The sequence below is a fragment of the Microcoleus sp. SVA1B4 genome (assembly GCF_036700545.1).
Classification (GTDB): Bacteria; Cyanobacteriota; Cyanobacteriia; order Cyanobacteriales; family Microcoleaceae; genus Microcoleus.
In genome coordinates, this window is the sequence record NZ_JAUBPB010000017.1 from 44,760 (window position 1) to 59,263 (window position 14,504).

The 14,504-nt window shown below is 46.3% G+C and carries 7 protein-coding genes; all 7 read left to right on the plus strand.

The genetic code is table 11. The features are described 5' to 3' along the window. Nucleotides 1-1,463, plus strand: a 1,463-nt coding sequence (locus QT987_RS10815) for an FAD-dependent oxidoreductase (protein WP_333239666.1), incomplete at its 5' end; no start/stop codon positions are given. A 292-nt stretch (nucleotides 1,464-1,755) separates the two neighbouring features. After that, nucleotides 1,756-7,572, plus strand: a complete 5,817-nt coding sequence (locus QT987_RS10820) for a HAMP domain-containing protein (RefSeq protein WP_333239668.1) — start codon at nucleotides 1,756-1,758, stop codon at nucleotides 7,570-7,572. A 172-nt stretch (nucleotides 7,573-7,744) separates the two neighbouring features. Continuing rightward, nucleotides 7,745-8,572 (plus strand): protein-glutamate O-methyltransferase CheR, encoded by an 828-nt coding sequence (locus QT987_RS10825; RefSeq protein ID WP_333239670.1) that lies wholly within the window; start codon nucleotides 7,745-7,747, stop codon nucleotides 8,570-8,572. Beyond that, nucleotides 8,544-9,251, plus strand: coding sequence for a chemotaxis protein CheB (locus tag QT987_RS10830; protein WP_333208406.1), 708 nt, complete (start codon nucleotides 8,544-8,546; stop codon nucleotides 9,249-9,251). Before QT987_RS10825 ends, QT987_RS10830 begins: the two co-directional genes overlap by 29 nt. A gap of 7 nt (nucleotides 9,252-9,258) precedes the next feature. Further along, the gene (locus tag QT987_RS10835; protein WP_333239673.1) at nucleotides 9,259-11,298 is read left to right on the plus strand and encodes a response regulator; all 2,040 of its coding nucleotides are present in this window, start codon (nucleotides 9,259-9,261) and stop codon (nucleotides 11,296-11,298) included. Nucleotides 11,299-11,749: 451 nt separating this feature from the next. Continuing rightward, on the plus strand, nucleotides 11,750-12,577 hold the full coding sequence (gene map, locus QT987_RS10840; RefSeq protein ID WP_333052584.1) for a type I methionyl aminopeptidase: 828 nt from the start codon (nucleotides 11,750-11,752) through the stop codon (nucleotides 12,575-12,577). A gap of 175 nt (nucleotides 12,578-12,752) precedes the next feature. After that, nucleotides 12,753-13,445 carry a response regulator transcription factor gene (locus tag QT987_RS10845; protein ID WP_333052586.1) on the plus strand — a complete coding sequence of 231 codons (693 nt, stop codon included), beginning with the start codon at nucleotides 12,753-12,755 and terminating at the stop codon, nucleotides 13,443-13,445. Nucleotides 13,446-14,504 lie beyond the last annotated feature (1,059 nt).

The following is a 14,504-nucleotide window of genomic DNA, read 5'->3' on the forward strand; positions in this document are numbered from 1 at the left end:
TACAAGGGGGGAATTCCACCAGTTCCCCCCCTTTACAAGGGGGGAATTCCACCAGTTCCCCCCCTTTACAAGGGGGGAATTCCACCAGTTCCCCCCCTTTACAAGGGGGGGCTAGGGGGGGTGCTGATTGGTATGTTGTAGATGCCACAGAAACAGGTGAATTGATCGGACTTGCCGATGTTCCCTACCGCCTCGGAATTGACCCGCGTTCCCCTCTGGAACCTTCCTCCGCCAGCCCAACCGGCGACCCTTACTGCACTCAAGGTTTTACCTACACCTTTGCGATGGAGGCAACGAAGGAACCGCAGCAGCATCAAGTGCCATCTTTTTATCAACAATACGCTCCTTACTACAGCTACGAATTGCAGAGATTGGCTAGCTTTCCTTTAGTTTTCAGCTACCGCCAAATCAGGAGCATGAGACCGGATCAAAAGCGACCTTCAGACCCGAAGCAATTCCCGATTTATCCGGGGGATATTTCGATGCAAAACTGGACTTGGGGCAATGACTATCGTCCCGGCAATTCTCAAGATAATTTAATTTACACTCGCGCGCAGTTGTCAGCAGCCGGTCAACTGCAACCGGGGGGATGGATGGGCGGTTTGCGAACGGAAACTTTGCGAAAAGGAGAGGAAAATGCCAAAGGATTTTTCTACTGGTTGGTAACAGGAACTACTGACTCGCAGCTAGGAGATGGAGTGAAAAAGCCTTATCCAAACAATCGTTTTTTGAGCGGGTTGGATTCGCCGATGGGGACGGTGCACGGACTTTCTAAATATCCTTATATGCGGGAGGGCCGGCGCATTATTGGGCGGCCGAGTTTCAATCAGGCTCAAGGTTTTACGGTGTGGGAAGTTGATATGTCTCGCACTGACTTTAGGGCTGATTTTTACCGCCAGAATTTGTCGGAGGAAGAGTATCGGAAGTTGTGGTTGGCTGTGGGTGGTTTGAATGCGCCGGCTTTGGCTGTGGGAAGTCAATCTGTTGAGGATACAAAATCGCGATCGCGCGCTACGATTTATCCTGATTCTGTGGGTATTGGTCATTATGCGATCGACTTTCACCCCTGCATGACCAACAGTCCGCCGGAAGCACCGGGAAATACCGAACGCGAAGGCACTCGCAAAGGTCAAGGGCAAGCTTATCCCTTCCAAATTCCGCTGCGGGCAATGATTCCTCAGAAAATTGACAATATGTTAGTGGCAGGTAAAAGTATTGCTGTTAGCCACACAGCGGCCGCTGCTTATCGAGTGCATTCTTTTGAATGGTCTGCCGGTGTGGCGGCGGGAGTTACGGCTGCTTTTTCCCTAGAAAAGGGGATTCTCCCTTATGAATTAGTGGACGAATTGCCATCCCGCGAACCGAACTTGGAAGTTTTGCAGTTGCGGTTGCAACAAAATGCTAATCCCATCGCCTTTCCGGGTACTTCTATTTTCAATAGTTCGTGGCAAAATTGGAAATAATCGCAGTTGGTAATCTGTAGGGAGGGCATCCGGCCCGCCCCACAAGAAAATTCACTCTTTGTGGAACAGGGTGGAACAGGCTCGAAAGCCTGTTCCTGACACCCCACAATTAACTCGTTACCAAGAAGAGCCTGCTAACCAGTATAAAATAACCAATAACTCAATATCTGATCAACAGCAATTTGTCATCTATCTTTCGATATAAGCAGTCAGACACTGCTTTAGTCCGATAATATCAATAATCTCAAAAATTGTCCCCCCTTCCCCTTCAAACTCCCCAAAGGTAACGGTCATGTCAACTGCACAGATAACAAGCCCTAATTCCAATAATGCTTATGCCAAACAGTTACTCAGAACCTTAGTAGCTGTCAAAAAAGGGGACTTTTCAGTTCGGATGCCCATAGATCAGACTGGTCTAGCGGGAAAAATTGCTGACGAACTTAACGACATTATCGATCTCAATGAGAGAATGGCGGCCGAACTCGATCGCATCGGCACAGTTGTCGGTAAAGAAGGCAAAATCGCCCAGCGGGCCACCATCGGCAACGCCGAGGGGTCATGGGCAGCTAGCGTAAATTCTGTCAATACCCTAATTACAGATTTAGTGCAACCAACCTCTGAAACCGCCAGAGTAATTCGGGCCGTAGCAAAAGGAGATTTATCGCAAACCATCGCCTTAGAAATAGAAGACAGACCCCTCAAAGGAGAATTCCTCCAAACAGCGCAAATTGTTAACACAATGGTAGACCAGTTGAGCTCCTTTGCGTCGGAAGTAACGCGGGTGGCTAGGGAAGTAGGAACCGAAGGAAAATTAGGCGTACAAGCAGAAGTTAAAGGAGTTGCCGGAACCTGGAAAGATTTAACGGATTCAGTTAACTCAATGGCAGGGAATTTAACAGCCCAAGTGCGGAACATTGCGGAAGTAACAACTGCTGTGGCAAATGGCGATTTATCCAAAAAAATTACTGTAGATGTTAAAGGGGAAATTCTCGAACTGAAAAACACGATTAACATCATGGTGGATCAGTTGAGTTCCTTCGCATCTGAAGTAACCAGAGTTGCTAGGGAAGTAGGAACCGAAGGCAAATTAGGCGTGCAAGCTGAAGTGCGGGGAGTTGCAGGAACCTGGAAAGATTTAACGGATTCAGTTAACTCGATGGCGGGAAATCTTACCGCACAAGTACGGAACATTGCAGAAGTGACGACTGCTGTGGCAAATGGTGACTTATCTAAGAAAATTACAGTAGATGTTAAAGGTGAAATCCTGGAGTTAAAAAACACGATTAACATCATGGTGGATCAGTTAAATTCCTTCGCATCTGAAGTAACGCGGGTGGCGAGAGAAGTGGGTTCCGAAGGCAAACTCGGCGGTCAAGCAGAAGTTAAAGGAGTTGCGGGAACTTGGAAGGATTTAACTGATAGTGTTAACTTCATGGCAGGCAGTTTGACATCACAAGTCCGCAACATCGCTGAAGTGACAACCGCTGTGGCAAAGGGCGATTTATCCAAGAAAATTACCGTCGATGTGAAAGGGGAAATTCTCGAACTCAAAAACACCGTCAACACGATGGTTGACCAGTTGAATTCCTTTGCTTCGGAAGTAACTAGGGTGGCTAGGGAAGTGGGAACCGAAGGGAAATTAGGCGTCCAAGCTGAAGTGCAAGAAGTAGCAGGAACTTGGAAAGATTTAACGGATTCTGTTAACTCAATGGCCGGCAATTTAACAGCACAAGTTCGCAACATTGCTGAGGTGACGACGGCGGTTGCTAACGGTGACTTATCTAAAAAAATTACGGTACAGGTTAAAGGCGAAATTTTAGAACTGAAAAACACCATTAACGTGATGGTGGATCAGCTTAATTCCTTTGCATCAGAAGTAACCAGAGTTGCTAGGGAAGTGGGTTCCGAAGGTAAATTGGGCGGTCAAGCCGATGTCCGAGGTGTAGCAGGAACTTGGAAGGATTTAACGGATTCAGTTAATTTTATGGCGGGTAGTTTGACCGAACAAGTACGGAATATTGCGGCTGTTACTACTGCTGTGGCAAATGGCGATTTATCTAAGAAAATTACTGTCGATGTGAAAGGTGAAATTCTGGAGTTAAAAAACACCGTAAACACGATGGTGGATCAATTAAATTCCTTCGCATCGGAAGTAACACGGGTGGCTAGGGAAGTGGGAACCGAAGGGAAATTAGGCGTGCAAGCTGAAGTTAAAGGAGTTGCCGGAACCTGGAAAGATTTAACGGATTCAGTTAACTCGATGGCGGGAAATCTTACCGCCCAAGTGCGGAACATTGCGGAAGTGACAACCGCTGTGGCAAATGGCGATTTGTCCAAGAAAATTACAGTAGATGTAAAAGGTGAAATTCTCGAACTGAAAAACACGATTAACATCATGGTGGATCAGTTGAGTTCCTTCGCATCTGAAGTAACCAGAGTTGCTAGGGAAGTAGGAACCGAAGGCAAATTAGGTGTGCAAGCTTACGTGCGGGGTGTAGGGGGAACTTGGAAAGATTTAACTGATAATGTTAACTTGATGGCGGGGAATTTGACGGCGCAGGTGCGGAATATTGCGGAAGTGACGAAAGCGGTGGCAAATGGCGATTTGTCTAAGAAAATCACCGTTGATGTCAAAGGCGAAATTCTGGAGTTGAAAGACACTATTAACGTCATGGTGGATCAGCTTAATTCTTTCGCTTCTGAGGTGACGCGGGTGGCGCGGGAGGTAGGAACAGAGGGTAAATTGGGCGGTCAAGCTGAGGTGAAAGGAGTTGCGGGAACTTGGAAAGATTTAACCGACAATGTAAACTCGATGGCGGGGAATTTGACAGCGCAAGTGCGGGGTATTGCTAAGGTTGTGACGGCGGTGGCGAATGGCGATTTGAAGCGCAAATTAATGCTGGAAGCTAAGGGAGAAATTGCGACTCTGGCAGATACGATTAATGAGATGATTGATACGCTGGCGACGTTTGCCGATCAAGTTACTACTGTGGCGCGGGAAGTGGGAATTGAAGGGAAATTGGGTGGCCAGGCGAAGGTTCCGGGCGCGGCGGGGACGTGGCGAGATTTGACGGATAATGTGAATGAATTGGCTGCGAATTTGACTACTCAACTGCGGGCGATCGCGGAAGTGGCAATTGCTGTTACCAGAGGCGATTTAACGAGGTCAATTTCCGTCGCCACTGAAGGAGAAGTTGCCATTGTTAAGGACAACATTAACCAGATGATCGCCAATCTCCGGGAGACGACGCAGAAGAATACTGAGCAAGATTGGCTGAAAACAAACCTCGCTAAGTTCACTCGAATGCTACAAGGTCAGCGGGATTTAGAAACTGTTTCTAAACTAATTCTCTCCGAATTGACGCCGCTGGTTTCTGCTCAGCATGGCGTATTCTTTATGATGGAAGGTGTGGATCACGATCCGTTTCTCAAACTGTTAAGTACCTACGCATACCGCGAACGCAAACAGTTAGGAAATAGATTTCATTTAGGCGAAGGTTTGGTAGGACAGTGCGCCCTGGAAAAGGAACGAATACTGTTGACTGAAGTGCCGGAAAACTACGTTAAAATTGGATCGGGACTGGGAGAAGCGACGCCGTTGAATGTCGTGGTTTTACCCGTACTATTTGAGGGAGAAGTGACGGCAGTAATCGAGTTAGCTTCGTTCCGCCGCTTCAGCGAAATACACTTGACATTTCTCGACCAACTTACAGAAAGTATCGCCATTGTTTTAAATACAATTGCGGCGAGTATGCGGACGGAAGAGTTGCTAAAACAGTCACAGTCTTTGGCAGAAGAGTTGCAAACTCAGCAAAAGGAACTAACGGAAACTAACAAGCGTCTCGAACAACAAGCGCAGTCGCTCCGTGCATCGGAGGAACTGTTGAAGAGTCAGCAGGAAGAGTTGCAACAAACGAATGAAGAACTAGAAGAACAAGCTGAATTGCTAGCGCTGCAAAATAAGGAAGTTGAGCGGAAAAACCGAGATATCGAACAGGCGAGGGGGTTGTTGGAAGAAAGAGCGGAACAGTTGGCTCTAACTTCTAAGTATAAGTCGGAGTTTCTGGCAAATATGTCTCACGAGTTGCGAACTCCGCTGAATTCGCTGTTGATTCTGGCTCGATTGCTTTCTGACAATACTGAGGGTAATTTGACTCAGAAGCAAGTTGAATACACGCGCACAATTTACTCGGCGGGAAATGATTTGCTGGGGCTGATTAATGACATTTTGGATCTTGCTAAGATTGAATCAGGCACGATGTCGGTGGAAATTGAGCAAGTGTTGTTTGCCGACTTGCGAGATCATTTGGATCGAACTTTCCGCCAAATCGCCCAGGATAAGAAGTTGAGTTTTAAAATCGAGCTTGAGGGTGGGTTGCCAAAAGGTCTCTATACTGATGCTAAACGGCTGCAACAAGTTTTGAAGAATCTTCTCTCTAATGCGTTTAAGTTTACAGAGCGAGGTGAGGTGAAATTGTGTGTCGAAGTAGCGCGGGAAGGGTGGAGTTTAGAGAAAGAAAGTTTAAGGAGTTCCCCTACTGTTTTGGCTTTCTCAGTTAGCGATACGGGGATTGGGATTTCTGCTGAGAAACACCGGGTTATTTTTGAGGCTTTCCAACAAGCTGATGGTAGCACTAGCCGGAAATACGGGGGCACGGGTTTGGGTTTGTCAATTAGTCGAGAAATTGCTAATTTGTTAGGGGGAGAAATTCAATTGACAAGTCGCCCTGGTGAGGGTAGTAGGTTCACGCTTTATCTGCCGCAAACTTACCAAGAATCGCGAATAATGAACGATCAGGAGTCGGGAATGAGCAAGCAAATTGCTCAATTGCCATCTGCTATTTCTTCCGCAGTTCCTTCGCCGAATTTCAACTTGCCGATCGCTCCTTATCCATCACCGGTTATCGCTGACGATCGGGAAAATGTCGATCCCGACGATCGCGTGCTGTTGATTGTCGAGGATGATGTAAACTTCGCTCGGATTCTGTTGGATATGGCGCAGGAACAGGGTTTTAAAGGTTTGGTGGCTTTGCGGAGCGATATCGGTTTGGCGATGGCGCGAGAGTTCAAGCCAACGGCGATTATGCTGGATCTAAATTTGCCTGTAATGGATGGCTGGACAGTGCTCGATCGCTTGAAGCACGACCCAAGTACGCGCCACATTCCGGTTCACATTGTATCAGTTGAAGAAGGGCGGCAGCGCAGTTTGCAGTTAGGGGCGATCGCGTACTTACAAAAGCCTGTCAGTCGCGAAGCTTTGAGCAAAGCTTTGACTGATATTAAGGGGTTTGTGGAGCGGCCCGTGAAGAATTTGCTAGTCGTGGAAGACGACGAAACACAGCGTCTCAGTATTGTGGATTTAATTGGCAATCACGATGTTTCTACAACGGCTGTGGGGAGCGGTGCAGAAGCGCTAGCAACTTTGAAATCGGGGCATTTTGACTGTATCGTACTCGATTTGGGACTGCCAGATATGACTGGTTTTGAACTGATTGAGCAGATCAAGCAAGAGGCTACTTTGAAAAGTCTGCCGATTATTATTTATACCGGCAAAGAGTTGACGAGAACCGAAGAAACTCAACTGAAGCGGATGGCGGAAACAATCATTGTTAAAGATGTGCGATCGCCTGAGCGCCTGTTAGATGAAACAGCTTTGTTTTTGCACCGAGTCCAAGCAAATTTGCCGGAACCAAAGCGCCAAATGCTAGAGCAATTGTATCAAACAGATTCGACGCTCGCGGGCAAAACAGTCTTGATTGTTGACGACGATATGCGGAATATTTTCGCCCTCACGAGTATGCTAGAGCGCCATAAAATGGAAGTTGTGTATGCTGAGAATGGCAGAGAGGGCATTGCTAAATTGCAAAGTACGCCTGAGATAAATATTGTGTTGATGGACGTGATGATGCCAGAGATGGACGGTTACGAAACCATGCAAGCAATTCGTAATATGCCTCAATTTGCGTCCTTGCCAATGATTGCTCTGACTGCGAAAGCTATGAAGGGCGATCGGGAAAAATGTATCGAAGCTGGTGCGTCTGACTACATTACCAAACCTGTTGATACGGAACAGTTGCTCTCGCTGCTGCGTGTCTGGCTTTATCGATAGTCATTAGTCATTAGTCATTAGTCATTCGTAAGCAGTGAACAGTTGTAGGGTGCGTCGCTACCAACCATCCCAAACAAAAATCGACCATCGATGAGCGACGCACCTTAAAGTTGACCTGTGACATTAACCAATTCCCAAGTCCCAATGCCCAATTCCCAATAACTAATTAAAAATGCCCGAAAGCCATGAACTTGAAACAATCGAAATTCAACTCCTACTAGAGGGAATGTTTCGCTATTACGGATTTGATTTTCGCAATTATGCTCTTGCCTCTCTCAAGCGCCGTATTTGGAACACTATTCGCTCGGAACGGCTCACCACTGTGTCTGCACTTCAGGAAAAGGTACTCCACAATCCTGCTTACCTAGACCGTTTACTGCTGGACATTTCTGTCAATGTAACGGCGATGTTTCGCGATCCCAGCTTTTACATTAGTTTCAGAAAAAAAGTGGTACCGCTGCTGCGTACTTATCCTTTTATTCGGATTTGGCACGCGGGATGTTCAACGGGAGAAGAAGTCTATTCTATGGCAATTTTGCTGCAAGAAGAAGGACTTTATGACCGTTGTCGGATTTACGCTACGGACATGAATGAATTAGTTTTGAAAACCGCAAAAAGTGGGATATTCCCGCTGAAACAGATGCAAGAATATACGCAACTTTACCACCAAGCTGGGGGCAAGAAAGCGTTTTCTGAGTATTACACTGCTGCCTATGAAAATGCGATTTTTCGCTCTTCACTTAAAGATAATATTGTCTTTGCTCACCACAACCTAGCAACGGATAATTCTTTTAATGAGTTTAATGTTATTTTATGCCGTAATGTGCTGATTTATTTCAATTCACACCTCCAAGAGCGGGTACACAAGCTTTTTTATGAGAGCCTGGTAATGTTTGGAGTTTTAGGCCTGGGTCATCAGGAGTCTCTGATTTTTACACCTTATGAAAAATATTATGAAGCACTTGAAAGTAGTGATAAACTCTACCGAAGAGTTAAATAAAAAAAATTTTGAAATAGTGGTTGTGGGCACGTCTTTGGGAGGGCTAGAGGCTCTGACTGTGCTGCTGGCAGATTTGCCAAAAAGCTTTCCTTTGCCTGTAGTTATTGTCCAACACCGCCATAAGAGTTCTCAGAATAGGCTGACAGATTTTTTACAACAGCACAGCTCTCTCCCAATCACAGAGGCCCAAGACAAAGAGCCGATCGCACCTGGACGGGTTTACTTGGCTCCTGCTGACTATCACTTGCTAATAGAATCGCCCTGTGAGGAGGAGTTTAGCCTGTATGAAAACAACTTGACAGAATGGGGGAGCGTGGCAGTGGAGTCAATCCATAATTCAAAATCCCCAATTCCCAATCGCGTTTCTCCTACATTTGCACTATCAACTGAGGCTCCTGTCTGCTACGCGCGGCCCTCAATCGATGTGCTGTTTGAGTCTGCTGCGGATGCCTTTGGGGAGAAAGTTATCGGCATAATTTTAACGGGAGCTAATTCGGATGGCAGTGAAGGGCTGGCAAAAATTAAAGCTGAGGGAGGATTGACATTCGTGGAGGAACCGGCTTCAGCTCTATGCCCAACCATGCCAGCATCGGCGATCGCAAATGTTGAAGTAGACTGGATTTTACCCCTCTCTAAAATTGCTCCCTGTTTAGTCAATTTGCTAAGAATTAAAGATTAAAAAAATTATGAATCAGCAGTCGCCCCATCGAGTAAATGTCCTTTTAGTTGACGATCGCCCAGAAAATTTGATAGCTCTAGAAGCTATCCTCAACAGCCCCTCTTATCATCTAGTACAAGCTAATTCGGGCGCGGAGGCTCTGAGATGTCTGCTTAATGAAGATTTTGCGGTAATTTTGCTTGATGTGCAGATGCCGGGAATGGATGGATTTGAGACAGCAACATTGATTCGCTCTAGAGATCGATCGCGATCGACTCCGATTATTTTTATCACAGCATTCAGCAGTAATGACACCCACGTGTTTAAAGGTTATTCTCTGGGTGCGGTGGATTACCTGTTCAAACCCTTGGAACCGGAAATATTGACCTCGAAGGTGGGGGTATTTGTGGAATTGTTCCAGAAAACAGTGGAGGTGAAACAGCAAGCAACACAGTTAGCTGCTGTTAATAGTGAACTAAGTAAAAGTGAAGAGCGGTTTCGCACTTTGTGTGCTTGTTCGCCGCTGGGAATTTACTTAGCTGACGTTGAAGGGCGCTGTACATACATTAATCCCCGTTGTCAAGCAATTTGCGGGTTAACACTGGAGGAAAGTTTAGCAGATATTTGGCAGCGGGAAGTTCATGAAGAAGATCGCGATCGCGTAGTAGCACATTGGTTAGCTTGGATTAAAGAAGGCAAGGAATATTCTAACGAGTTTCGATTAGCTGGTAGCGAAACTGTGCGTTGGATTAATGTGCAGTCGTCGCCAATGTTTTCGGATTTGGGAAAACTGATCGGTCATGTGGGTACGGTTAGAGATGTCACAGACCGCAAGCAAGCAGAGGAAGAACGCGGCCGACTAATCCGCGAACAAGTGGCGCGGCAAGAAGCGGAGAGAGCTAACCAGATGAAGGATGAATTTTTAGCTATTCTCTCTCACGAACTCCGTACTCCTTTAAATGCAATTCTCGGCTGGTCTAGGCTGCTTCGTACCAAAACATTTGACCAAGACACTATAGAGAAAGCCCTAGAAACAATAGAGCGCAATGCTAAATCTCAATCTCAACTCATCGAAGATATTTTAGATGTTTCGCGGATTCTGCGGGGGAAACTAAATTTAAATAAGCATCCGATTCGGTTGGAATCTGCGATCAAGCTGGCAATAGATTCTTTGCAGCCGCTGACTGAGGAAAAATCAATAGTCATAGAATTAACGTGCAGTCCCAATGTAGGTGAAGTTATCGGCGATTTCGATCGCTTGCAGCAAATTGTGTGGAATTTGCTGTCAAATGCGATTAAGTTTAGTCCGCAAGAGGGTAAAGTACAGGTGCGCTTAGAGTCTGTTGGAGATGAGGCTCAAATTCAGATAATTGATAGCGGCATTGGTATCGCTCCTGATTTTTTGCCTTATGTTTTCGATCGCTTCCGCCAAGCTGATAGCAGCACAACTAGGTCTTACGGGGGTTTGGGACTGGGATTGGCGATCGTCCGTCACTTGGTGGAACAGCACGGCGGTAAGGTGCAAGCAGAGAATAATCCGGGCGAGGGTGCGAAATTTACGGTGGCTTTACCTGTGGTACAGAGGAACGCCGTCGCTGCTGACGATGATTGGTCGGATCTCAATGACAGGACAGAGACCCTTCCTACTCTAACTAATTTGCAATTGCTGGTGGTGGATGATGACGATGATACGCGGGAGTTTTTGATTGCTTTACTCGAGGACGAAGGAGCTATAGTGCGATCGGCGGCATCGGTGGCCGGGGCTCTAGCTGCACTGGAGAGTTATTGGCCGGATCTGCTGCTGAGCGACATTGGAATGCCGGAAGCAGACGGTTATGAGTTGATCGGGCGGGTGAGAGAAATGGAAAGGCTCAGGGGTGGAAAGATGCCTGCGATCGCCCTGACGGCCTACGCGAGAGAGGAAGAGCGCCAGCAAGCGCTGGAAGCGGGTTTCCAGATGCACTTATCTAAACCAGTTGACATAAATAAGTTAATTGCCGCAATTGCTAACCTCACAGGGATGCTCGGAAATCCCGATCCAACTCACATCTTGCACCATGCTCAATAACAGGCTTTTCGGCCTGTTCCACAAAGAGTAAATTTTCTTGTGGGGAGTAGGGGTTGGGCAGGAGAGCCCGTCCCTGAAGGCTGATTGACAATAGTGTTCTTCGGTGATTTCCAACGGACTCGGCGGTTAAAACCGCTTTGTTGACCCAAAGCATCCAGGATACCCGCCACGTGATTCATCCGTCCAGAAATAAAAAACCTGTATCCGATGAAACTTGCCGAACGTATTTATTCGTGGGCTCTATGCTTCAATCTAAAATCTAAAATCTAAAATCTAAAATCGATTGACCCCCAATCCCGTGCCGATTAGTGAGAAAAATATTAAGCTAGCTTAAAGGACACGCGATCGACAGTTCGGAACAAGACACCCGTTTTTCCACAAAAAACTGGATATTTGCCGTTTTTTTGCTTCAACCTGCCGTCAAAGTACAAAATTACTCGCCAATCAATTCATGAATATTTTTAGCAGTCTGCTTTCTAGCCCAACTCAAGCACCCCAAGTCAAAAAACAGCGTCGAGGCATTGAAATTAAGTCGGAACGCGAAATCGAAATTATGCGGCAGGCCGCGAAAATCGTTGCAACGGTACTCAAAGAAATTTCCCAAATGGTGAAACCGGGAATGACTACTGCTGATTTGGATGCTTATGCCGAAAAACGCATCCGTGCTATGGGGGCAACTCCGAGTTTTAAAGGCTATCACGGTTTCCCTGGATCGATTTGCTCTAGCATTAATAACGAAGTTGTTCACGGCATCCCCAGTCCCAAAAAGGTAATTCGGGCCGGAGATGTTCTCAAGGTAGATACGGGGGCATATTATCAAGGTTTTCACGGCGATTCTTGCATCACGATCGCAGTTGTGGAAGTGACTCCCGAATCGGCAAAATTAATCCGAGTCGCAGAAGAAGCTCTCTACAAAGGCATCGAACAAGTGAAGGCTGGAGCCTATTTGCTCGATCTGGCTGGTGCGATCGAAGATCATGTCAAAAGCAACGGTTTTAACATCGTTGAGGAGTTTACGGGCCACGGTGTCGGGCGAAATTTGCACGAGGAACCGTCGGTTTTCAATTTCCGCACGCGGGAAATGCCGAACGTGAAATTGCGAGCGGGCATGACATTGGCGATCGAACCAATTCTGAATGCCGGTTCTAAGTACACTCGGACGCTTTCTGACAAGTGGACGGCTGTAACCGTTGACAATGCTATGTCGGCTCAGTTTGAGCATACTGTGTTGGTAACAGAAACTGGCTATGAAATTTTGACCGATCGTTCCAAAGTTTAAGGGGAACAAAAGACAATAGTTTTGAGTTTTGAGCTAAAGTTTTTATTCTGTAGGTTGGGTTGAGCGATGGCGAAACCCAACATCTTATTTAAAATGAAGATTTGGGCGGAGCGAAGCGTAGGGTTCGTTCCTCAACCCAACCTACAATATTTACACTATTAAGAAGGTAACAAAGATGTCAGCACGATTATTATTGGTAGATGATGAACCGGGCTTGCGGGAAGCAGTACAAGCTTATTTGGAAGATAGCGATTTTGCGGTTGAGGTTGCCAGTAATGCTCGCGACGGCTGGGAACTCTTGCAGCAGACTAATCCCGATTTGGTGATTTCAGACATTATGATGCCGCAGGTGGACGGTTATCAATTTCTCAAGCAAGTGCGGGAAGATCCTCGCTATAAAGCTTTGCCCGTGGTGTTTTTGACGGCTAAGGGGATGACGAGCGATCGTATTCAAGGCTATCAAGCAGGCTGCGATGCTTATCTTTCTAAGCCCTTCGATCCTGACGAATTAGTAGCAATAGTAACCAATTTGCTGGCCCGCCGCGCGGCTGCTAAGGAGACAAGCGAAAATCCTGAAAGTCCAGATATTGCTGCTTTGACAAGCCAAATGGCGAGAATTGAGTCTTTGCTGAGTGGGCGGAGTTCGATCGCCCAAAGTCCTTCGCCGATTAAAATTGATTTGACTCCGCGAGAACAAAGTGTTTTGGATTTGGTTGCTCAAGGTTTGATGAATAAGGAAATTGCCCGCCGCTTGGAAACTAGCGTGCGTAATGTGGAAAAGTACGTCAGCCGTTTGTTTAGCAAGACGGGTACTAACAGCCGTACTGAGTTGGTTCGCTTCGCCCTCGAACACGGCTTGACGAAATAGGAGTCCTCTCGACTTGGCTGGAGGCTGTGGCTTGCCGAGCTGCGTTACCAGGCTCTTCCTGGTAACGAGAATTATGCAAAAAATTAGAAATGTTAAGATTTGACACTCCCCAGCCTAAAGGCGTGGGGATTCTTAATTCATCGACTGACCTTTAAGCACCATGTCCTTGCGGCAGTCCTTAAACCTTTCAACCGTACAATAGTACAAATTGACGAGTCTAATTCACTGTTACCCCAGAGGGTCTATCTCCAAAAGCGTACTAGGATACAAGCAAGCGAGTTTGGGTATGCCCTACCCTACTTAACAAATCAAGAAATTGTTTGTTGTTACTAATTTAAGGATGCGTTGATCCTTTAGCTGTTTTAAGAGTTTTCGCCGCTCTGCGTCCCCCGGTTTATACCTAAAAGTGTGTCTTAACTGTTTCACGATGGTAAAGGAGTTTAACCTTGACTATTTTAGTATACTACAAATACCAGCAATTCCTGATTTTTAGGAAGGGATTTAAGAAATTAAAGCCGCCCTAGAAGGACGGGGTTTTAAACCCAATTTCCTGATAAGTATTGACAGGTATCCGGCGGCTGTGGTATGTCACATCAGCTTGCTGGTGGCAGCGCGGGAGTGCGAAAACTGGTGTGCGAAAACTGGTGTGCGATCGAACTTCTCACCCACTTTGCTTTGAGTCTGAGATAAACACTCGCAAACACCGGGGAATTACTTAGCGGGAAAACCTGACTGTTTAAGAGTTTTCACGTAGTAAATAGAAAAGCAAACACTTGACCGGATATGCTCCGTTAAGCAAACTTGCCACGAAAAGTCACAGATAAGGTTATATCCTGTGGAAAAACAAGCCACTATTAATTACAGTTCTGGACGCACTCCTACAAAGAAACCGGGTTTTTTACCTAATTTACGGTGTGTAACAAAGTATTTCGTAAAAAAAAACCGTTTCTGGGCCCCCAGGCTAAAATTTTACACCCTAGTTCAAGCTCTCAGATTCATCTGTGGAGTCAATCTAAAATCTCAAATCTAAAATCGACTGACAGCGATGGAAAGTAGCCG

What these genes read in the sequence shown, in the direction of transcription:
- QT987_RS10820 (WP_333239668.1), top strand. Translation starts at nt 1,756, where the DNA reads ATGTCAACTGCACAGATAACAAGCCCTAATTCCAATAATGCTTATGCC.
- QT987_RS10825 (WP_333239670.1), top strand. Translation starts at nt 7,745, where the DNA reads ATGCCCGAAAGCCATGAACTTGAAACAATCGAAATTCAACTCCTACTA.
- QT987_RS10835 (WP_333239673.1), top strand. Translation starts at nt 9,259, where the DNA reads ATGAATCAGCAGTCGCCCCATCGAGTAAATGTCCTTTTAGTTGACGAT.
- map (WP_333052584.1), top strand. Translation starts at nt 11,750, where the DNA reads ATGAATATTTTTAGCAGTCTGCTTTCTAGCCCAACTCAAGCACCCCAA.
- QT987_RS10845 (WP_333052586.1), top strand. Translation starts at nt 12,753, where the DNA reads ATGTCAGCACGATTATTATTGGTAGATGATGAACCGGGCTTGCGGGAA.